Source organism: Rhodoglobus sp., assembly GCF_053580035.1.
Genome location: NZ_JBMDVL010000001.1, coordinates 945,423 through 965,836 on the forward strand (window position 1 = coordinate 945,423; position 20,414 = coordinate 965,836).

The following is a 20,414-nucleotide window of genomic DNA, read 5'->3' on the forward strand; positions in this document are numbered from 1 at the left end:
GAAATCTACGGTTGAGCCATGACTCGATACCAAGTAGATAGCGATGCCGTTCTCAGCGCAACTGGAGCGGTACAGAACTCCATCAGCAGAATTCAGGCCGAAGTTTCTGGACTGCATGGCCAACTCACCAACCTTCAGGGTTCCTGGACCGGGCAGGCAGCGACTGCCTTCTCTACCGTCGTTACTGATTGGAAGGCAACTCAGCAGCGGGTTGAAGAGAACCTCGCTGCGATCAATCACGCGCTCACTCAGGCTGGCCAGCAGTATGCGGAGATCGAGGCAGCTAATGCTCGCCTCTTTGCACGCTAGCGCGTGAGGGCATAAGGGAGGCTGAAGAAGCCCGCTCGGCCGCGCTGACGCCCCTGTGCGGGCGAGTTGCGGCCGTGTTGCGGCTGAGTGGCGGGCGTTAACGCCAGAATGGGCGCCTCCCGCAGGAGACGCCCATTCTGTTTACTGCGGTGGGACTACGTTTAGCGGCGGGACTTAGAAGTCCATGCCACCTGACGGGTCGCCCATCGGAGCGGGGTTCTTCTCTGGCTTGTCAGCAACAACAGCTTCAGTCGTAAGGAAGAGTCCAGCGATCGACGATGCGTTGAGCAGAGCCGAGCGGGTTACCTTTACCGGGTCGTTGATACCTGCAGCGAGCATGTCGACGTATTCGCCGGTTGCCGCGTTGAGGCCGTGACCAATGGGGAGGTTGCGGACCTTGTCAGCAACAACACCTGGCTCCATGCCTGCGTTGAGTGCGATCTGCTTGAGCGGTGCGTCGATAGCAACGCGAACGATGTTCGCTCCGGTTGCTTCGTCGCCGACCAAGTCAGCCATTGCCTGGCTGTCGAACGCGATCTTGCCAGCCTGAATCAGGGCAACGCCACCACCGGCGACGATTCCCTCTTCAACCGCTGCCTTTGCGTTACGGACTGCGTCCTCAATGCGGTGCTTGCGCTCCTTGAGTTCAACCTCAGTTGCGGCACCTGCCTTGATTACTGCAACGCCACCGGCGAGCTTGGCGAGACGCTCCTGGAGCTTCTCACGGTCGTAGTCGCTGTCGGTGTTGTCGATCTCGGCACGGATCTGCTTGACGCGACCTGCGATCGCCTCTTCGTCACCCGCACCTTCGATGATCGTGGTCTCGTCCTTGGTGATAACGACCTTGCGGGCGCGACCGAGGAGTTCGAGCGTTGCGTTCTCGAGCTTGAGGCCAACCTCTTCTGAGATGACCTGTCCACCGGTGAGGATTGCAATGTCAGCGAGCTGAGCCTTGCGACGGTCACCGAAACCGGGAGCCTTGACGGCAACCGACTTGAAGATGCCGCGGATCTTGTTCACGACGAGAGTTGCGAGTGCTTCTCCGTCAACGTCTTCAGCAATGATGAGCAACTGCTTGCCGCTCTGGATTACCTTGTCGACGATGGGGAGCAGATCCTTGATGTTCGAGATCTTGCCGTTGACGATAAGAACGTAGGGGTCTTCGAAGACCGCTTCCTGGCGCTCCTGGTCAGTGACGAAGTATGCCGACAGGAATCCCTTGTCGAAGCGCATGCCTTCGGTGAGCTCAAGCTCGGTGCCGAACGTGTTCGACTCCTCAACGGTGACAACACCTTCCTTGCCGACCTTGTCGATCGCCTCAGCGATAAGTGCACCGATCTCGGGGTCACCAGCAGAAATTGATGCGGTAGCCGCGATCTCTTCCTTGGTTTCGATCTCCTTGGCGCTCGCAATGAGTGCCTCAATGACCGAGTTGGTGGCCTTTTCGATTCCGCGCTTGAGGCTGATGGGGTCTGCACCCGCAGCAACGTTGCGGAGGCCTTCGCGTACGAGTGCCTGTGCAAGAACAACAGAAGTAGTCGTACCGTCTCCGGCAACGTCATCCGTCTTCTTTGCTACCTCTTTGACGAGCTCAGCACCGATCTTCTCGAACGGGTCGTCGAGCTCGATCTCCTTGGCGATGGATACACCGTCGTTCGTGATGGTGGGAGCGCCCCACTTCTTCTCGAGAACAACGTTGCGACCGCGCGGGCCGAGTGTGACCTTTACGGCGTCAGCGAGAATGTTCAGGCCGCGCTCAAGGCCGCGACGGGCCTCTTCGTTAAAAGCAATGATCTTTGCCATGTGTGTTTCTCGTCCCTCCCGGACGTCGTACAAGCGAATAAGTTGGCACTCGAACTATGCGAGTGCCAAGGTCAAAATTAGCACTCGACAGGGGCGAGTGCAAGACAGCCCAGCGCACTCGACAGGGGCGAGTGCGCGTGTTCCGGGTGTGGTCGTGTGGTGTGGGGGTTGGCTGCTTATTGTCCGGCGGTGAGGTAGTCGGTTCCGAGCACGATGGTGAGTTGTGCTGCGGGGAAGACGTCGGCTTCGATGAGTCGTATTTCGCCGATTCCGAGGGCGTTGATGAGGCCGGCGGCTACGTCTTCGTCGTCGGGGTTGCTGTAGTAGACGTAGGTGTCTTCGATGTCGCGTTGGGAGGCTGGTGCGGCGCTGCCCATGGGCCAGCCGACGGCGGTGAGTTCGTCGAGGAGGCTGGTTTGTACTCCGGTTTCGGGGGTTCCGTTGAGGATGTCGATGGTGAGTGCTCGTGCGGGGTCGATGGTTGTGGGGTCGGTGAGGGGTTCGACTGTTTCTATGGGTTCTGGGGTGGCTGCGGGTTCTTCTGGTGAGGCGAAGAGGGGGATTCCGAGGTCGTCGTCGAGGTATTGACTGAGGGCGAAGAGGCCGCCGAAGACGAGGATTCCGGTTGCGAGTAGGGCCCAGGCGAGCCCGATCCAGCCGCCTCCGCGTCGTTTGGGTCCGCGGTGTGCGCCTACGCGTTCGATGTCGTCGGGCTGTTCGTCGAATCGATCTTTCGGGTAACTAGCCATTGATTAGTCTGTCAATTCTTCGTTGTGGTGGTGTGTTGTGCGCACTGTGCGGTTGCGCATCCGGTTGTCTCGGTTGCGTCGTAGTCGCGAGACGAGCATGGGGTCGTAGGTGACGGCTGCTGGTGCGTCGATTACGGCGTTGAGCATTTGATAGTAGCGCGCGCTTGATACGTGGAACAGGCTGCTGATGGCTTCTTCTTTTGCCCCGACGTGGCGGGTCCATTCGCGTTCGAAGTCGAGAATCTGGGTCGCATTTTCGGGTAGCCCGTTGGAGGCGTGTGTTGTTGTTTCGGGTTCTGACATGACGACCTCCAATATTGTGGCAATTCTAGGGCGCGCAACCTTTGGGATTGCCTAACGACGCGGCTTGCTCGGTCAATCAGGGGCGGTCGAGGTTAGGATGTCCTTAGTACCCGATGTCTCCGATTGGTCTTCATGCGCTTACGACTTTTCGCCACTGCTGTGGTGGTGTCTTGTGTTGCGCTTGTGGTGAGCGGTTGTTCGATCTCGACGGTTGCGGAGCAGCCGATGGTTACGGTCACTGCTGATGCGAGTTCTCCTTTGTCTCAGTTAACGGTGTTGGATGATGCGAAGGATTACAGCGGGTTGGTGCGCGCGGCTCTTCCGACGGCGGGTATTTCTGCTCCTGATTCTGCGCCGGAGCAGTCCTTGCCGACGACCGTGATGTCACATGATCTGAGTGGTGATGTCTCGGTGACGGTTTCGTCGGCCGACCGCGTTATTGCGATGGATATTTCGGGGTCGATTGCGGCGACGGTTGCCGGTTTGGGTTTGCTTGATTCTTTGGTGGCGCGCGATATTTCTACGACGTTTGATGAGGCTGCTGCGTTGCCGGTAATCACGTCGAGTGCCCATACGGTCAATAGCGAAGCGATTTTGGCGATGCGTCCAGATCTGATTGTGACGGATGGTTCGATTGGTCCGATCGATGTGGTGTTGCAGTTGCGGGATGCTGGCATTGCTGTGGTGTTTGTGGAGACTGATCCCTCGGTGAATGGGGTTGCTGAGTTGGCGCGTCAAACTGCAGCCACGTTGGGGGTTCCGGCTGCGGGAGTGGCGCTCGGTGAGCAGTTGGCTGCGGAAATTCAGGCGAAGATTACGGAGATTGCGGGCATTGTTCCGCGCGGTGATCGCTTGCGCATGGTGTTTCTTTATTTGCGGGGAACGTCAGGTGTTTATTACCTGTTTGGTCAGGAGTCTGGTTCAGATGTCTTGATCAATGCTCTTGGCGGGGTGGATGTTGCTGCCGAGATCGGTCTCGAAGGTATGCGTCCGATGACGGATGAGGCGATGGTTGCGGCGAATCCGGATCTCATTCTGGTGATGACCAATGGCCTCGACAGTGTTGGCGGCGTAAGCGGCTTACTTGAGGCTCGCCCGGCGGTCGCGCTGACGGAGGCTGGCAAAAATCAGCGCTTTGTCGAGATGGATGATGGCGAGATTTTGAGCTTCGGCCCACGCACGGTCATGGTGCTTGATGCGCTCGCGCGTGCCATTTATGCACCTGGCTCTGGTTCGTAGTTAGGGGCGTTGGCGCGGCGAACGTTTGGTTCCGCGCCACCGGGTGACGAAAAAGACGAGGCCTGCAGCTGCCGCGGCAGCGACGACCGCCAATGCCACGACGGTGTTCCGTTCTCGCGGGGTGACGCTCGCTTGGGGCGTTGGCATGCAGTTGGTCGTCGCGCTAAACGTAACCGTGATGGGGTCGAGTTTTTCACCAGCGGGGTAGGTGCCGAACGCGGCAGATCCTGCCTCTGTGAGCGTCACGGATGCGGCGGCTAATTGTGCGGTGCCGTTATCGACTGCGACGGTGGATGTGTCAATGGTTGCGAATTCCACGCCGGACTGGTCGACGGGCGTCCCGTCTTGAGTGGTTCCACTAACGTCGAAGACGAGCTTTGCGCTGGTGGTGCCGTCGAACTGCAGTTCGAGCGCGTCGAGCGTGGTGTCGAGAATTCCGTCGTGGCCGGTGAATCGCAGGGTGCCGTCAAAGGCGAGGGTGCCACGGCCCGCGTCGAGTTGGCCTGCACCTTCGCTCCAACCAAAGTTGGGGGTGTCATAGGTGGCACCGTCGCTCACCGCCCATTCGCCGTTCGCGATGGTGCCGCTGATGTATGACCGAAGCGACTCTTTGACACCCCAGGTGATGGCGGCATCCGATATTTGGCAGGTGGAGTCGTCGGCGGCGAGGTTCACGTCAGTTGTCGCCGACCGTGTGCCGGTGCGGGTATCTGGCGCATCCAATTCTGTGGCGTTGCTTGTCATGGGGGTAATGGCAATAGCGACGGCAGTGATGATGAGTGCTGCAGGGCCGAGCACGCAGACGTTGAGGCCACGCATTACTGGGCTGTGCGGTACATCGATTGATGCATGATGGTGGCTTCTTCATAGAGCTCACCGAATGATTCGAAACCAAATTTGGCGTAGAGCGGCACGATGTATTCCTGGGCGTGGAGCAGCATTGCTTCGCCGCTGAAGTCGCCAATGATCCGCTTCATGATGATCTGCGCTAAGCCTTCACCCCGACGATCTTCGCGTACTACAACACGCCCAATGACGCGGTGGCCATCGAGGTATTCTGCGGTCTGGTTGTAGAGAACACGGATGTAGGCAGCGACACCGTGGTCGTCGGCGATCCAGTAATGAGCGGTTGCGTCTTCTTGGTCGCGGTTGTCGAGTTCTTCTTCGTCGACTTTTTGCTCAACAAAAAACACGTCTGTGCGCAGTTTCATGATCGAGTAGAGCTCGGTTGTTGTTAATTCGCCCCAAGACTTGGCGATCACGGAATCATTAGGCACAACCACGAGTTTAATGTACTGGGCAGCGAAAGCTGACGAACTAAGGAGACCACCATGACCTACAAGGTGAATAAGACAGAAGAACAGTGGCGCGAAGAGCTCGGCCTCAAGTACTCGGTGTTGCGTGAAGCCGGCACTGATCGTCCGTGGTCTGGTGCTCTTCTTGACGAAAAGCGTGAGGGCACCTACCGCTGTGGCGCCTGCAGCGCTGAGCTCTTTAAGAGTGGCACCAAGTTTGACTCCGGTTCGGGGTGGCCCAGTTTCTATGAGGCGATCAACCCGGATGCTGTTGAACTGCGCGAAGATCGCTCCTTGGGCATGGTTCGCACCGAGGTCGTGTGCGCAACCTGTGGTTCACACTTGGGTCATCTCTTTGATGACGCGCACCAAACCCCAACGGGTGACCGTTTCTGCTTGAACTCGAGCTCACTGGAATTCGAAGAAGACAACTAGCTATACAGCTTCTTTTTTGGCGGTTGCTGACTCGAAAGTGAAGCGATCGCTACGGCGATGAGGGTGAGCACCACACCGATTACGGTGGTCGGTGCCACCCCATCGCTGTCTGTTGGCACGAAGATTTCTAGTGCTAGTGCTCCCATCAACTGCCCCGCGATGGATCCGAGTGCGAAGAACAGCACTCCGGTGATAGGTACGAGCACTGCAGCGACGGCAATGAAGATCACGCCGATTGCTCCCCCGATGTAGAGCGTTGGGTCGGTCGGAAACTCGTGTTGCCACCCACCAAAGAATCCGAACGTGATTGTCGCGATGGCGAGGGTTGAGGTTCCGACGACAAAGTTGACGTAGGTGGCGGTGAGTGGCGAACGGGTCACGTGACGCACATGACCGTTGATGGCTTGTTGCCAGCCGATGCCGAATCCGGCAACAAGCGGCAGAAACACGAGCAAGAAGGGTCCGTCGAGTCGCAAATCAGAGAGCCCAGAAAAAATTACGGCACCAACTGCGAGGGCGGATGCCGCGACTCGCAATGCGGTGACTGGTCTCTTTTGTAGGCTGCCGATCCCCACTCGGTCGATGACGGCGGAACTAATTGTTTGGCTAGCCACGACCGCAACAGTGAAGAGCGCAACGCCGAGGGCGGTCGCCGCGAGGCCCTGAGTCAGGACGAAGAATGCTCCAAACGCACCACCGGTGAGGTACCACCAGGGCAGTCTTTTGCTGGAAACTTCGGTACGGAGGGTGCGAAATCCAGCGCGGGCGGTTGGCACGAACGGCACGATGAGCGTGAGGATGATGAGGCCCGATCCGAAAGAAATCAGGGCTGCGAGGGTCGAGTCGTGAAGTTCAACCGCAAGTTCTCCATTGATGCGACTTTGGGCCGAAACGAGGGCGCCAGCAGCGACTGCAGCGAAAATTCCGGCCAGTGCACGACGCCGACTTTGCGGATTGGTTGGGAGCATAGGTGTAGTCATGTCTAAAATAGGACGTTGGTCCAAGCCTCCTTAGCTCAGCTGGCTAGAGCACCGCTCTTGTAAAGCGGGGGTCGTCGGTTCGAATCCGACAGGAGGCCCAGCAAAGATGTCGAAGGCCGTCGGGGTTATTTAAACCCTAGCGGCCTTCGACATCGCTGTTTAACGGCGACTCTTGTTCCACAGCAACTCTTGTCTCGTAGCAACTCTTGTTTCGCCGCGACCCTGTTTCGCGGTTACGACGGGAACAGTGCCGGCGCCAGGGCACACGAAGGGCGGGATCCGCTCAGCGCTCTACGACACTGCTTGTTTGAATACCGCTGCTGCATCGGCAAGAGATCGCAGATGTTCGGGAATTTCACGGCCCTTAGCCTTCATCGACTGCGCCCAGAGCCTCCCGGCACGGTACGAGGATCGCACGAGCGGGCCGGCGAGCACTCCGAGGAATCCGATATCTTCTGCTTCTGCCTTGATATCGATGAATTCTTCTGGTCGCACCCAGCGGGCTACTGGCAAATGGCGAGCTGTTGGTCGTAAATATTGGGTGACGGTGATGATGTCGGTGCCCGCGTCATGAAGATCATGCAGGGCTTGACTGATCTCTGCTCGCTCTTCGCCCATCCCCAAGATGAGGTTTGACTTGGTAATCATTCCCGCATTACGAGCTTGGGTGAGAACGTCCAGCGATCGTTCGTAGCGAAATGCTGGGCGGATGCGCTTAAAGATCCGCGGCACGGTTTCTACATTGTGGGCAAAGACTTCCGGGCTTGCCGAGAAGATTTCGCCGAGATAGTCCGGATTTCCCGAAAAGTCGGTAGCGAGAATTTCTACGCCAGTTCCGGGAGCACGGGTATGGATCTGTCGGACGGTCTCGGCGTGCAGCCACGCGCCCTCATCCGGGAGATCGTCTCGAGCCACCCCGGTCACAGTCGCGTAGCGAAGCTTCATTTCGACGACAGATTCGGCGACGCGACGAGGTTCATCTGTGTCGTAGTCGGCGGGTTTTCCCGTGTCGATCTGGCAAAAATCGCATCGCCGAGTGCACTGTGCACCGCCGATCAAGAAGGTTGCCTCCCGGTCTTCCCAGCACTCGAAAATGTTGGGGCAGGCTGCTTCTTGGCAGACCGTGTGGAGGTTTTCACTTTTCACCAGTTCTTGAAGCTGCCGATACTCGGGACCCATTCTGGCTGTCGTTTTGATCCACTCGGGCTTGCGCTCGATCGGAGTCTCAGCGTTGCGGACTTCGAGGCGAAGCATCTTGCGGCCGGACGGTGCGGCGCTCACGATTGCACCAGCTCCCACATGTCAGAAAACTTGGCTTGAATGAGCTCAACGATGTCTCCCGGTTGCACTGTGCGCCCCAATTCTCGAGAGATCGAGGTGACGCCAGCATCGCGGATGCCGCACGCGACGATGTGTTCGTAGGCATCGAACTCATTGGAACAGTTCAGGGCAAATCCGTGCATGGTCACTCCGTCGGCAACGCGGATGCCGATGGCAGCGATTTTGTCTTCGATTGCGCCATTGGTCACCCACACCCCCGAGCGGTGCTGCACCTGATGCCCGGCAACACCGAGTTCGGCGAGCACCTCGATGAGAAAGCCTTCGAGCCGTCGAACATAGGCGACGACGTCGACCGGATCGGGCAATCGCAGGATCGGGTAGCCGACCAGTTGCCCGGGACCGTGCCAGGTGATTTTTCCCCCACGGTCAGTGTCGATGACGGGAGTGCCGTCATCGGGGCGTTCACTTAGCTCTGTGCGTTTGCCCGCCGTATACACGGACGGGTGCTCAAGCAGAATGAGAGTATCGGTGCGCTGGCCCGAGACAACAGCGGCGTGCACGGCACGTTGCAGGTCTAGGGCCGTCAAATACGGCACGGAGTTGGCGCTTAGCCCCGCGACGACAAAGTCGACCACGTCAGAAGTATAGGCGTCGACGTTCAGAACTCGGACGCAACCATCCACATCGCCCGGTTCCAGGCTTCGGCCTCACGGCCATGCCCGCCATCCCGGCCATCCCGGCCATCCTCATTGCAGGCAAAACTCGTTGCCTTCGGGGTCTCTCATCATGATTGCGAATTCGTTAAACGGCCCCCACGCTCCCTCGAGTACCTGCTCTACTGAGGCACCGAGAGACACGAGGCGTGCGCACTCGACCTCGACCAAAACTCGGCGAGGGCATCCGGATTCTCAGCATGAACGGAAATGTTAGAGATCCTGGCGGTCATGCGAAGAGAATAGCTCCAGAGGGCGACCCGATGTGAGAGCTACGTGGGATCGACCATCACTTTGAGGGCCGTGCGCTCATCCATGGCGGTGTAGCCATCAGGGGTCTGTTCGAGCTTCACGGTCTGGTCGAAGACAAGGCCGGGGTTCACCGTTCCTTCGAGCACGGCGGGCAGCAGTTGTTCGATGTAGGCGCGGGCGGGAGCAACACCACCGGTGAGAGTGACGTTCTTGCCGAAGAGACTGCGGCGGCCAACGGGGGCTTCCTCATACTGAGGAACCCCCACTCGACTGATCACTCCGCCAGCACGAACGACGCCGAGGGCCTGCTTGTAGGCGGGCATGAATCCGACAGCCTCGAGTACAGCGTGGCTTCCTGTGCCGCCAGTGAGTTCGCGCACCTGAGCGATTCCCTCCTCGCCTCGCTCAGCCACGACATCCGTCGCACCAAACTGGATGCCGAGATCGGTGCGTGCCTTGTGGCGGCCCATCAGGATGATGCGCTCGGCACCCATTTGCTTGGCCGAGAGAACGGCGAGGAGACCGACCGCCCCGTCGCCGATCACTGTGACGGTCTGACCAGGCGAAACGCGTGCCTTGTAGGCGGCGTGCCACCCCGTGGCGTAGACGTCGGAGAGCGTGAGGAGACCGGCATACTGCGACTCATCAATGGTGCCAGGCACCTTCACGAGAGTGCCGTCGGCGTAGGGCACGCGCACTGCTTCAGCCTGGCCACCCGTGATTCCACCGTTGCCCCAGTAGCCACCGTGGATGCACGAGGTCTGCAGCCCCTCGAGACAGAACTCGCAGGTTCCATCGGAGTACGCGAATGGGGCGATGACAAAGTCGCCAACCGAGAGAGTAGCCACTTCTTTACCGACTTCTTCGATAACGCCGATGAATTCGTGGCCGATCGGCAGAGCATCCACATCCGCCGGCATGGAATGGAAGGGGTGGAGGTCACTGCCGCAGACGCACGCGCGCGTGATGCGCACAACGGCGTCAGTGCTCTCGATGAGCCTGGGGTCGGGGGCGGTGATTACGCGGACATCGCCCGCGCCATAAATGTAAGTAGCTCGCATGGGTCTATTCAACGCCCGAGTCGCGCCCAGCAACGAATCAGGGTTTATTCAGCGACGAGGAGTAGCTGAGATTCTTGACACCAAAAAGTATTGACATGACACCATAGTGGTGTCACTCTGATGCTATGGAACTGGGACAGTACATTAACGACCTTCAGCGTCAGCTCGTGGATGCCGCAGAGAACGGCAGCGACGAAACTCGCGTCGTCGCCGAACGCCTCGTCACCAAGCTGGACTCCGCTGCACGGCTCGTTCTGCTCGACGTACTGTCTGCCGCTGCCGGCGAAATCACGCGCGATCTCGCCCCCAGCTCGGTTGACGTTCGCCTGCGCGGTCGCGAGGTCGACTTCGTCGTCGCCCACGCGCCCACCGAAGACGATGACCACGGCATCACCGCCGCCGCAATCGACTTTGATGACGCGAGCACTTCACGCACCACACTTCGCCTCCCCGATGCCCTCAAAGCACGAGTAGACGAAGCTGCTGCTATTGACGGAGTCTCCGTCAACACCTGGTTGGTCCGCGCTATCGCGGCCGCCGCTCAACCCATCCATCAGACGCCACCGCAGCCGCCCGGGCAACCGCAGCGGCCGAAGACGCCGCAACGACCCTCCGCAATAGGCGACTCCTTCGCTGGCTGGGTGCGCTAAGCCGCCCACCCCAGCACATCCATCAACCCCGCGCAACCGCGAGGTCTCTCCACCACGCCCACAGAAAGGTGCCAGCATGCCCACCTTCACCACCCCGATCCCCATCGATCTCGCGATTAACGCAAAAGTCGGCACCATCGACATTGTCGCAAGCGAGCGCGAAGACACCATCGTGACGATCACTCCCACCGATGCAGGTAGAGAAAGCGATCGACGGGCCGCAGAAAATACCACTGTGGACTTCGACAACAACCGCGTCACTATCACCACTCCACGCCCCCGATTCAGCCTCGTTGGGCCAAGCGAGTCCGTAGATGTGAAAGTTGAGTTGCCGGTAGATTCGCGGTTCACTGGAGAAATCGCGCTCGGCAACGTGCACACCGTCGGACGCCTCGGTGCAACGCGCATCAAGAGCGCGATGGGCGCAGTCAACCTCGATACCACCGGTGACCTATGGCTTCGCTTGTCCCACGGCGGCACCACCATCGGAACCGTCGAAGGTGATGCCGAACTCACCGTCGACAACGGCCAGATGCGCATCGGAACCATCACCGGAGATGCCACGCTCAAAGCCTCACACGGCAACATCCGCCTGGGAGAAATCAGTGGCGCCCTCGAAGCCAAACTCTCCTACGGCGATCTCGAGATCAACAAAGCCCTCGCCTCCGTAACGGCAAAAACGGCATACGGCAGCATCACCCTCGACGAAGTATCGAGCGGCACCATCGATGCCAGCAGCTCCCTCGGGCAAATCCGAATCGGAATCGAGAAAGGCGTCGCCGCGTGGCTCGACCTCGTCTCCAAAACAGGCCGAGTGCATAACGAGCTCGAGCCCGGCAGCGGGCCGGAAGACTACGAGCAGTCGGTCTCCGTGCGCGCACGAGCCCAGGTTGGCGATATCCGGATTCGGCGGGCCACGATGTAGTCGACCGAACGTCAGTGGCCTTTACTAGCATCAACCCATGGTCAGCTTCGCCGACAAGCCCATCCTCGATGTGACAATCGCTGAGTGGACGAACTTTCTCGAAGGAGCGCCCTCGCCAGACGGAGTGCGGCTCAAGTTGCGCAAGAAACTCTCTAAAGCCACAGGGATGACCTGGTCAGAAGCGCTCGATGTCGCCCTCTGCTTCGGCTGGATCGACGGCCAAAGCGCACGTCTCGACGACGACTTCACGCTGCAAGCTTTCACTCCGCGCCGCAAGAACAGCCCCTGGTCGCAAATCAATCGCGACCACGTCGCTCGTCTCATTGATGCCGGCCAGATGCGCCCCGGTGGTCTCGCAGAGATCGAACGGGCCAAAGCCGATGGACGCTGGGATGCCGCCTACAGCCAGAAGAACATGATGACTCCCCCAGACCTGCAAGCTGCGCTCGACGCTAACCCCGCGTCGGCGGAGTTCCACGCCAGCCTCACGAGGAGCGTGCGCTTTCAGATCTACGCGCGCGTGACTGCGGTCAAGACACCCGCTGTGCGAGCCGCGCGCATCCGCGACATTGTCGAGAAGGGCGCTCGGGGCGAGCATCAGTACGCGCAGCCCAAGCCACGGAAATCACCACCAAACTCACCTTCTGCTCCGCAGTCGAACTAGGCCGATAGCGTCGGCAGAACGACCTCGACTGCGAGCCCGATACCGGACTGGTTGTTGAGACGTATCTCGCCCCCAGCCACTGCAACGATCCCCGCAACAATCGAGAGCCCAAGCCCGGCGCCTGAGCCTCCCAGGGATTCTTCCGCGCGCGAAAAACGGTGGAACGCGTTCGACACAAACACTTCGTCCATGCCTCCAGCGTTGTCGCTGACTCGAAGCACTACGTGGGCTGCACTCCGGGCAAGAGAGATCTCAATCAGCCCCACCTCTCCCATCGCCGCGAGCGAGTTTCCGATGAGGTTGTCACACACGCGCCCGAAGTCGGCGACACTCACCGAAACCAGTTCTGCATCAACAAGGCCCTCGACATCGTATTCAACTCGGATGTTGCGCCCTGCCACACGCACGCGACCTCGGTCAGCGGCATCCGCCAATTCCTCCGAAAGCGCCCCCACATGTGAACTACCCGGAACAACCTGAGCATCAATACGAGACAGCTCAAGCATTGACGTCGCGAGAGCAGTCAGGCGCGCGAGAGTGCGTTGGGCTGCCGCTACATCCGCCTGCATCTGAGGCAACGAGGATGCCTCGCGCTGCGCCAGTTCAAGTTGGGTGTGAACGATAGCAAGTGGTGTTCGAAACTCGTGGCTCGCATCCGACACAATATTTCGTTCGCGCTCGGCCGAAGCGCGCAACTGGACAATCAACTCGTTGAGGGTGTTGGCTAGTTCGGATATCTCGTCTTGTGCCAGGCCAACCGGCAGCAGCTCGTCACTACGTAAGTGCACGAGTTCAGCCGCGCTGCGTCGGAGACGTGCGACTGGTGCGAGCGCTGCGGATCCGATCAGCCACGAGGCTGCTCCGAACGCAATATTGATACCCGCGATGCTCGCGACGAGGAGCAGCGCCACCTGATTGAGCACGCTCGCTTGCGCATCATTGCGGGTCGCACTCACGACGCTGAACGTTCCCGAAGTGGTTTCGACAGGACTTACGCGCACCAAAAAAGATTCGCTTCCGATGGTAAGCGGCGTTGTCTCGCTTGAGCCCTCGAGCACTGACGGGAGCAGCACACTGAGCGAGCTTGGCAAAGTATCGAGCACGGTTTCTCCGCCGGGAGCCACAATCGCGACCAGTTGGTCAGCACCGGGAGGGTCGATGTCTTCGGCGGGATCCTCCCCCAACGCCACCAGATAGGGTGCTTCTACATTGTCGAGCACTCGCTGCTGCCCATCGGTGACTATGCGATGCACTTGGGCAAAAATGACAATGCCAGCGACTAGGGAAATAAGGATCGCAATTATCAAACTTCCGCCCGTGATCCGGGCGCGAATAGTGAGTCGCGAGAAATTCACGAGACGGCTTCGCTGAGTTGAAAACCTAGCCCCCGCATTGCGACAATTCGGACTGGCGACTCCACGGCATCCAACTTCTTGCGTACATAGCGAACGTATTGGTCAACGATATTCGGGTCGATGTAGGCGGCGGAACCCCACACCACGTCGATGATCTCAGCGCGAGACAGCACCCGGTCGCGATTGACGGCTAAGAGCCGCAGCAGGTCAAACTCAGTGCGACTCAACCGCAGAGGAGCGCCTCCAGCGTTAATCTCGTGACGCGTGAAATCTATGCGTAAGCCTCCGATGTCGAGTCGCGACGATCCCAGTTGATCGCGACGCAGCAGAGCACGCAAGCGGGCAGCCAGTTCAGCGAACTCAAACGGCTTGGTGAGGTAGTCATCCGCCCCAGAGTCGAGGCCCCGCACACGATCGTCAAGAGCATCCCGTGCGGTGAGCAACAGAATGGCGACACCGGTGGCTTCTTCGCGAAGCCGACGACACAATTCAAAGCCCGACATCCCCGGAAGCATGATGTCGAGAACAGCCGCGTCGAAGCGGATGTCACGGCTCAATGTGATCGCCTCGATGCCATTAGAGGCGACGTTGACCGCGTAACCCTCCGACTGAAGGCCGCGCGCCAGCAGCGCCGCAAGTTCAGGCTCATCGTCGACAATCAGGATGCGTGGGACCACGCGGTCAACAGTACGGTGCATCGGATAGTTGGAACTATGCCGCCACAGTAACGACGTGCGCAGAAAGAGCTTCGGCCTCGCGGCGCTGACGACCAATCTTCACGCCGAGGTAGGCCGCGACCGCAACGATGATCGCCAAGAAGGCGACACTCGTCGCAGTCGTTCCAATGCCTAATCCGCCGTCTTGCGGGCTCTGCGACAACAGGTCACCAATCGACGCCCCAAGCGGGCGGGTAAGGATGTACGCCGCCCAGAAGCAGAACACTACATTCACGTTGAAGGCATAGCGGGCAATCACGATCACGCCGATGAGTGCTGCGAACAGGATCACGCCAACGAGGTAGCCAAGCCCAAATCCTTCCGTGATGAGGTCGCCAGCGGCAGTACCCAGTGCGAATGTGAACAGGATCGCTATCCAATAGAACGCTTCACGGCGGCGCGTAAAGATGGTGTGGATGGAGAGCGTGCGCTCCCGTGTAAACCAGATTCCGAAAGTCACCGCGAGGAGGACGCTGAAGAACAGCGTGCTCGCCCAAAGCTCAACGCCGAAGACATCAGTGAGGGTGTCAGTGACGAGCGTGCCGACAACGCTGATGAGCACCACTGCAGTCCAGTAAATCCCGGAGGTGTAGCGCTTCGTCATGAACTGCCCGATGAGAGCGGCAACCAGCAACGCCCCCATAATCCAGGTGGTAAAGGTCAGGCCAAGCCCAACATCAACGTTGAGATAGTCGGCGAAAGTTTCGCCAGTCGTGGTCGAAAGAATTTTGATCACCCAAAAGGCGAACGTGATCTCAGGCACCCTGTTCAACAGGATGGTGCGGGTGTGGTGGGAAAGGGTCTCAGTCATGAGCCCTAGAATTTCGTTCGCCGCTGAAGGTTCGCCCTCGAATCCAACTCTTTTCTGTGAGCGTTCTTTCAGAAAGCGAATCTCGCGGAGACCTACTGCCTCAGTTGCGCAATCTGCCGATCGAGGTGCTGCTGTTCGGCACCGTTGGTGGCAAGTTCGCGGGCACGCGCGAAAGCCGGAGCCGCGGCATCCACATCACCCGCACGCAACAGCAGCTCCGCTTTCGTTGACCAGTACAAGTGATAATTCTCGAGACCGGTCACGGTGTCGAGAAGCCGCAGTCCGGCATCCGGGCCATCAGCCATCGACACGGCGACCGCCCGATTGAGCGCAACAACGGGAGAACTGCCGGTCATGGTCAGCAGCACAGAATAGGCGGATGCGATGGCCGCCCAGTCGGTATCGGCGGCGATGCGCGCGGTGGCATGGTGGCGCGCGATGACCGCTTGGGTTTGGAAGGGCCCTGGCTTCAGCCGACCGAGGGCACTGTGCAGGAGCCCGTTGGCTTGCTCAATCAGCTCGCCGTCCCAGCGGGTGCGATCTTGCTGTTCGAGCAGGATGAGTTCGTCGCCGCGAAAGCGGGTGTCGTGGCGGGCGCGAGCGTAGAGCTCTAGCGCAAACAGGCCTTCTACTTCAGCGTTGCCGGGGAGGAGTTCGCGAGTGGTGATCGTGAGGCGAATCGCTTCTTCCACGAGGTCAACGCGGCCACCGGTTGCACTCCCCCGCGAGAGGTAGCCCTCGTTGAAAATCAGGTAGAGAACGGTGAGCAGCGCATCCACTCGCAGCGTGAGGTCTTCGGGGATCGTCAGCGGGATGCCGGCGTCGCGAATCTTGCGTTTCGCCCGCACGATTCGCTGAGCAAGAGTCTGCTCGGGCACCAAGAATGCGGCCGCGATCTCGGCGGTCGTGAGCCCGCCAGTAAGGCGCAGAGTCAACGCCACTTGAGCCTCGCGACTGAGCGCCGGGTGGCAACAGAGCAACAGCAGTCGCAGATGTTCGTCGCCCGAATAGTGAGCGTCATCAATCATCTCGGGTGGCACCTCCTCGCTGTCGTTACCGCCGTAGCCGGTGCTGTGGTTAGAGCGCACCAAATCGGGGGCTGCCCGAGCTAGCCGTCGCGCTGTCGCAGCGTCACGCCGCACACGGTCGACCGCGCGATTACGCGCCACCGTGTAGAGCCACGCAGCAGGGTTGTCAGGAACGCTGCCCCAGTTCAGCGCTTCAACGAGCGCATCCTGCACAGCTTCATCGGCCACATCGAGGCCAAAGCGATGCGTGAGAAGAGCGAGCACGTGCCCACTCTCCTCACGCGCCAGGCGGGTGACCGCCTCTGAGTTATCAGGCACGCTAGGAGGGCACCACCGGGCGAACCTCGAGCGAGCCGGCCGGAATCGGAACCTCGGCAGCGAGCGCAAGCGCCTCATCCAGGTCTTCGGCTTCCACAATGTAGAAGCCGCCGAAGTGCTCCTTGGTTTCAGCAAACGGGCCATCGACGATTGTGTCGCCGGCACCATACGCCCGACGAATAGTGGTCGCGGTCTCAACACCCTGCAGCTGATCGGCGGCGATATAGTGGCCGCCATCAATGAGCTTCTGGTTGTAGGCCATCCACGGCGCCATCATTGCGTCGAAGGCGTCTGTACCCGGTTCTGGGCCATCAAACGGTTCTGAATGAATCAGGATCATGTACTGCATGTTTTTCTCCCTAACCGATCTGTGAAGTGTGGCCAAAAAGGCCAATAACGACGGACATGACGATGAGAACTGCAAGCTGATGACCCATATTGATCGCAAACAGCGTCGGGGACTTCTTCTCAAAAAGATACTCGACAGCATTACGCGACGCGGTAAACCCGAGCCAGCTAACGGATGCCACAGCCAGCGTGACGGTCAGGAACGAGCCACCCAACTGGTCGTGTGCGATCGCGGCCGCAAGCGCCAGCGCCGTTGCCGTGATGGCCGTGGCCACAAACGCCAACAGATACGCCGACCCGGGAGTTTTCGCAGCCAGATCTATACCGGCTCGCGCCGCCCACGGCTTGCCGAAAAGCGCTGGTGAAAACCAGGCCCACCCAACGAGCATTCCCGCGACGGTGGCGATTGCGAACGCCAGCACATTCAGCATCATCATGTCCTTTCGGGGCCGGAATTTCTTGCCCTTCACTGACATGACGCAGCGCACGTGCCGAATCGACACCTGCGCTGGAAAAACTTTCTGCAATCGTCAGGACTTCCTCTTCCTCGACCTCCGCGCATCCGAACCCCTCTACTACGGGCATCCGGGCACACAAAAAAGGGGACCCGTAAAAGTTACTAAGGAATTACGAGGCAGGAGACGTGAGAACAGCCTCGCTGAGGTACACGGTTGCACCGTTGACGATGGTCAGCAGCGAATTGTTCAACGCTGCTACCGCAAGCGAAAGCATTGAGGCCTGCTCGTACACCTTTGGCTAACCAACACTCCTCTGCACGACACTCCTCTGCACGACGCAAAAGGTGCCCCCGGTCGTATGACCGGGGGCACCTTTTGTTGTGCGCTAGAAGAACCTACGGGGTAGGTGTCGGCGTCGGGGTCGGAGTCGAGTTGGCGTTGAAGTCATCGCCCGCCGCCTGAATAACGAAGGCCTGGAAAGCAGCGAGGTCGTTTACTGCACCCTCATACTTGAGCCCGTTGACAAGAACCGTTGGGGTTCCCGTGACCTGAGGCACGTCAGTGTTAGGAAGCGGACCCGACAGAGCGCGAGCCGTTGAGTTCTTTACCCACGACTTGAACGTCTCATCTTGAATGCACTCGCTAATCGCTGGAACGCTGTCAGCTCCTACTGTGTCGAGCAACGCGATCAGGTCGTCGTCGCTCAGGCCGGAGGTGTTCTCTGCTGGTTGGACTTCCTCAGAAAGCAGCAGCTTGTGGTACGCGTAGAAGTCGTTTGGCGAAGAATCGGCAACACACGCGACAGCATTTACTGCACGGGATGAGTACCGCTGCCCCTGAGAGAATCGGTCAAGAATCGTGATGGGGTGGACTTCAAGAGTTGCCGCGCCGTTGTCGACAAGACCTTCGATGTACTCTGCGTTTGTCTGCTCAAACGAGCCACAAATCGGGCACAGGTAGTCGACATACATCTGGATATCGAGCACGCCTGAACCTTCATCGGGAACGCTAGCGATGGGCTCAGCATCCGCGTCGAGGGCATCAGTCGGGGTAGCAATGAAGCCTTGATTGAGTTGGATACCGTCGCTGGCAAAGTTCTTGGGGCCAGGACCAGCGGGCTGGTTCGAGTTCACGAGCACGAGGGCGATAACGGCAACGATCGCGATGAGTGCGAGGCCTACACCGCCCTGAAGGAACAGCCGAGTGCGGCGATCCTTCTTCTTTTGTTCGTCGCGCTGAACGCGAGCCTTTTCACGTGCTGCTTCGCGTCGCTCATTCTTGCTGAGTCGGCCGTCGCCGGAATTGCCGTTGCTCAATCGAACCTCATCTGCCGTGTATTTCGCTGTGGCGAGCGCCAGAAATGGCGGCGCACCCGTCGAATTCTAGGAGAAATCTCTGGGAATTGCCCAACTGGATCCTGAGACTCACCCTGTGAGCGCCCACATAACCCGGTAACGCGACCCCCAAAAGAGTGCAATAATGACCCAACGTGGTTTCGACCACCGTCCATTCACTAAGGATCGTCCGGCACGTACCTGCCGGTGAAGGAGAAAAATACAACAATGGCGTCTGTAACTTTTGACAACGCAACCCGCCTCTACCCCGGATCAACAGTCCCGGCTGTAGACAAGCTCAATCTTCATGTTGAAGATGGCGAATTCCTCGTACTTGTCGGCCCATCGGGTTGCGGTAAGTCCACTAGCCTTCGCATGCTCGCCGGCCTCGAAGAGGTTAATGACGGCAGCATCCTCATCGGAGACCGTGACGTCACTGATGTTCCTCCGAAGGACCGTGACATCGCCATGGTCTTCCAGAACTACGCTCTCTACCCGCACATGACGGTTGCCGAGAACATGGGCTTCGCGCTCAAGATCGCCGGCATCAATAAGGAAGAGCGTGCAGCCCGCGTACTTGAGGCAGCAAAGTTGCTTGACCTTGAGCCTTACCTGAGCCGCAAGCCCAAGGCACTCTCGGGTGGTCAGCGCCAACGTGTTGCTATGGGTCGCGCTATCGTTCGCCAGCCTCAGGTGTTCCTCATGGACGAACCGCTCTCGAACTTGGACGCCAAGTTGCGCGTTCAGACTCGTACGCAGATCGCTAGCCTTCAGCGTCGACTCGGAGTCACCACGGTTTACGTGACTCACGACCAGACTGAAGCACTCACCATGGGTGATCGCATCGCAGTTCTCAAGGATGGCCTCCTCCAGCAGGTTGGTACTCCTCGTGACCTCTATGAAGCACCACAGAACATTTTCGTTGCTGGCTTCATCGGCAGCCCCGCGATGAACCTGTTCAGCGTCGACATCGTCGATGGTGGCCTTCAGTTCGGCGATGCAGTTGTACACGTTGACAGCGAGACCCTCGGCGAGACTGACGCTAAGACCGTCACCATCGGCGTCCGGCCAGAAGACGTCATTGTTTCGACGACAGGCAGCGGCCTTCCGGTTGATGTTGACCTCGTTGAAGAACTCGGCGCCGACGGTTACCTCTATGGTCACGCAGAGATCAAGGGTGAGCGAGTCGACATCGTTGCTCGCGTTGACGGCCGTTCACACCCGAACGCCGGCGACAAGGTCTTCCTGACCCCTGAGCCGCACCACGTTCACGTCTTCGACACCGAGTCAGGCCTGCGCTTGACTAAGAAGCCTGTGGTAGCGAGCTAGTTCCGCTTTACGATCGAGCCCGTCAACGTCGAACTGTGTTCGGATGCGTTGACGGGCT

Annotated in this window: 24 protein-coding genes and 1 tRNA gene; 8 read left to right on the forward strand and 17 right to left on the reverse strand. The window is 59.2% G+C overall.

Translation table 11 applies throughout. From position 1 onward, the window contains the following. Positions 1-18 precede the first annotated feature (18 nt). Positions 19-309: a WXG100 family type VII secretion target gene (locus ACOH1Z_RS04650; RefSeq protein ID WP_343924626.1), complete on the forward strand. Its 291-nt coding sequence runs from the start codon at positions 19-21 to the stop codon at positions 307-309. 174 nt (positions 310-483) lie between these two features. Here the strand turns inward: ACOH1Z_RS04650 and groL are convergent, their stop codons facing one another. The 3 genes from groL to ACOH1Z_RS04665 all read right to left on the reverse strand — a co-directional run bounded on the left by groL (position 484) and on the right by ACOH1Z_RS04665 (position 3,164). After that, positions 484-2,112, reverse strand: a complete 1,629-nt coding sequence (gene groL / locus ACOH1Z_RS04655; protein ID WP_449647298.1) for a chaperonin GroEL — start codon at positions 2,110-2,112, stop codon at positions 484-486. Positions 2,113-2,288: 176 nt separating this feature from the next. After that, positions 2,289-2,861, reverse strand: a complete 573-nt coding sequence (locus tag ACOH1Z_RS04660) for a LytR C-terminal domain-containing protein (RefSeq protein WP_449647299.1) — start codon at positions 2,859-2,861, stop codon at positions 2,289-2,291. Positions 2,862-2,864: 3 nt separating this feature from the next. Next, complete coding sequence (locus ACOH1Z_RS04665) at positions 2,865-3,164, reverse strand: DUF3263 domain-containing protein (RefSeq protein WP_449647300.1); 300 nt, start codon at positions 3,162-3,164, stop codon at positions 2,865-2,867. Between the two features lie 132 nt (positions 3,165-3,296). Here ACOH1Z_RS04665 and ACOH1Z_RS04670 point away from each other — a divergent pair, with 132 nt between their 5' ends. After that, entirely contained in the window at positions 3,297-4,403 is a 1,107-nt protein-coding gene (locus tag ACOH1Z_RS04670; RefSeq protein WP_449647301.1) for a heme/hemin ABC transporter substrate-binding protein, read from the forward strand. Here ACOH1Z_RS04670 and ACOH1Z_RS04675 read toward each other — a convergent pair whose 3' ends face one another. Both ACOH1Z_RS04675 and ACOH1Z_RS04680 read right to left on the reverse strand, forming a co-directional pair. Next, on the reverse strand, positions 4,404-5,222 hold the full coding sequence (locus ACOH1Z_RS04675; protein WP_449647302.1) for an HtaA domain-containing protein: 819 nt from the start codon (positions 5,220-5,222) through the stop codon (positions 4,404-4,406). Then, positions 5,222-5,680, reverse strand: a complete 459-nt coding sequence (locus tag ACOH1Z_RS04680; protein WP_449647303.1) for a GNAT family N-acetyltransferase — start codon at positions 5,678-5,680, stop codon at positions 5,222-5,224. Before ACOH1Z_RS04680 ends, ACOH1Z_RS04675 begins: the two co-directional genes overlap by 1 nt. Positions 5,681-5,734: 54 nt before the next feature. On the opposite strand from ACOH1Z_RS04680, the gene msrB reads away from it, so the two are divergent. After that, complete coding sequence (msrB, locus tag ACOH1Z_RS04685; RefSeq protein WP_449647304.1) at positions 5,735-6,133, forward strand: peptide-methionine (R)-S-oxide reductase MsrB; 399 nt, start codon at positions 5,735-5,737, stop codon at positions 6,131-6,133. Here the strand turns inward: msrB and ACOH1Z_RS04690 are convergent. After that, positions 6,130-7,113 carry a DMT family transporter gene (locus tag ACOH1Z_RS04690; protein WP_449647305.1) on the reverse strand — a complete coding sequence of 328 codons (984 nt, stop codon included), beginning with the start codon at positions 7,111-7,113 and terminating at the stop codon, positions 6,130-6,132. The genes msrB and ACOH1Z_RS04690 overlap by 4 nt on opposite strands. A gap of 24 nt (positions 7,114-7,137) precedes the next feature. Here ACOH1Z_RS04690 and ACOH1Z_RS04695 point away from each other — a divergent pair. Beyond that, positions 7,138-7,211, forward strand: a tRNA-Thr gene (locus ACOH1Z_RS04695). 193 nt (positions 7,212-7,404) lie between these two features. Here the strand turns inward: ACOH1Z_RS04695 and lipA are convergent. From lipA to ACOH1Z_RS04715, 4 genes are all read right to left on the reverse strand, one after another. Continuing rightward, complete coding sequence (gene lipA / locus ACOH1Z_RS04700; RefSeq protein ID WP_449647306.1) at positions 7,405-8,394, reverse strand: lipoyl synthase; 990 nt, start codon at positions 8,392-8,394, stop codon at positions 7,405-7,407. Further along, positions 8,391-9,029, reverse strand: coding sequence for a lipoyl(octanoyl) transferase LipB (gene lipB / locus ACOH1Z_RS04705; RefSeq protein ID WP_449647307.1), 639 nt, complete (start codon positions 9,027-9,029; stop codon positions 8,391-8,393). Before lipB ends, lipA begins: the two co-directional genes overlap by 4 nt. Before the next feature lie 111 nt (positions 9,030-9,140). Beyond that, positions 9,141-9,278, reverse strand: coding sequence for a VOC family protein (locus tag ACOH1Z_RS04710; RefSeq protein WP_449647308.1), 138 nt, complete (start codon positions 9,276-9,278; stop codon positions 9,141-9,143). 101 nt (positions 9,279-9,379) lie between these two features. Then, on the reverse strand, positions 9,380-10,420 hold the full coding sequence (locus ACOH1Z_RS04715) for a zinc-binding dehydrogenase (protein WP_449647309.1): 1,041 nt from the start codon (positions 10,418-10,420) through the stop codon (positions 9,380-9,382). Between the two features lie 125 nt (positions 10,421-10,545). On the opposite strand from ACOH1Z_RS04715, the gene ACOH1Z_RS04720 reads away from it, so the two are divergent. The 3 genes from ACOH1Z_RS04720 (at position 10,546) to ACOH1Z_RS04730 (ending at position 12,659) form a co-directional block, all read left to right on the forward strand. Next, positions 10,546-11,070 carry a type II toxin-antitoxin system HicB family antitoxin gene (locus ACOH1Z_RS04720; RefSeq protein WP_449647310.1) on the forward strand — a complete coding sequence of 175 codons (525 nt, stop codon included), beginning with the start codon at positions 10,546-10,548 and terminating at the stop codon, positions 11,068-11,070. A 76-nt stretch (positions 11,071-11,146) separates the two neighbouring features. Beyond that, entirely contained in the window at positions 11,147-11,995 is an 849-nt protein-coding gene (locus ACOH1Z_RS04725; RefSeq protein ID WP_449647311.1) for a DUF4097 family beta strand repeat-containing protein, read from the forward strand. Positions 11,996-12,032: 37 nt separating this feature from the next. Continuing rightward, positions 12,033-12,659 (forward strand): YdeI/OmpD-associated family protein, encoded by a 627-nt coding sequence (locus ACOH1Z_RS04730; RefSeq protein WP_449647312.1) that lies wholly within the window; start codon positions 12,033-12,035, stop codon positions 12,657-12,659. On the opposite strand, the gene ACOH1Z_RS04735 is transcribed toward ACOH1Z_RS04730, so the two are convergent. The 7 genes from ACOH1Z_RS04735 to ACOH1Z_RS04765 form a co-directional block, all read right to left on the reverse strand. After that, positions 12,656-14,014: a sensor histidine kinase gene (locus ACOH1Z_RS04735; protein WP_449647313.1), complete on the reverse strand. Its 1,359-nt coding sequence runs from the start codon at positions 14,012-14,014 to the stop codon at positions 12,656-12,658. The genes ACOH1Z_RS04730 and ACOH1Z_RS04735 overlap by 4 nt on opposite strands. Next, a complete protein-coding gene (locus ACOH1Z_RS04740) occupies positions 14,011-14,691 on the reverse strand; it encodes a response regulator transcription factor (RefSeq protein WP_449647314.1) in 681 nt (226 codons plus the stop codon). Before ACOH1Z_RS04740 ends, ACOH1Z_RS04735 begins: the two co-directional genes overlap by 4 nt. Before the next feature lie 34 nt (positions 14,692-14,725). Next, the gene (locus tag ACOH1Z_RS04745) at positions 14,726-15,541 is read right to left on the reverse strand and encodes a COG4705 family protein (protein ID WP_449647315.1); all 816 of its coding nucleotides are present in this window, start codon (positions 15,539-15,541) and stop codon (positions 14,726-14,728) included. Between the two features lie 92 nt (positions 15,542-15,633). Further along, positions 15,634-16,887, reverse strand: coding sequence for an RNA polymerase sigma factor (locus ACOH1Z_RS04750; RefSeq protein WP_449647316.1), 1,254 nt, complete (start codon positions 16,885-16,887; stop codon positions 15,634-15,636). A 1-nt stretch (position 16,888) separates the two neighbouring features. Then, entirely contained in the window at positions 16,889-17,236 is a 348-nt protein-coding gene (locus ACOH1Z_RS04755) for a YciI family protein (protein WP_449647317.1), read from the reverse strand. 10 nt (positions 17,237-17,246) lie between these two features. Continuing rightward, complete coding sequence (locus ACOH1Z_RS04760) at positions 17,247-17,666, reverse strand: DUF1761 domain-containing protein (RefSeq protein ID WP_449647318.1); 420 nt, start codon at positions 17,664-17,666, stop codon at positions 17,247-17,249. A 422-nt stretch (positions 17,667-18,088) separates the two neighbouring features. Further along, on the reverse strand, positions 18,089-19,009 hold the full coding sequence (locus ACOH1Z_RS04765) for a DsbA family protein (protein WP_449647319.1): 921 nt from the start codon (positions 19,007-19,009) through the stop codon (positions 18,089-18,091). Between the two features lie 246 nt (positions 19,010-19,255). Here ACOH1Z_RS04765 and ACOH1Z_RS04770 point away from each other — a divergent pair, with 246 nt between their 5' ends. After that, positions 19,256-20,356, forward strand: a complete 1,101-nt coding sequence (locus ACOH1Z_RS04770) for an ABC transporter ATP-binding protein (RefSeq protein WP_449647320.1) — start codon at positions 19,256-19,258, stop codon at positions 20,354-20,356. Positions 20,357-20,414: the final 58 nt, after the last annotated feature.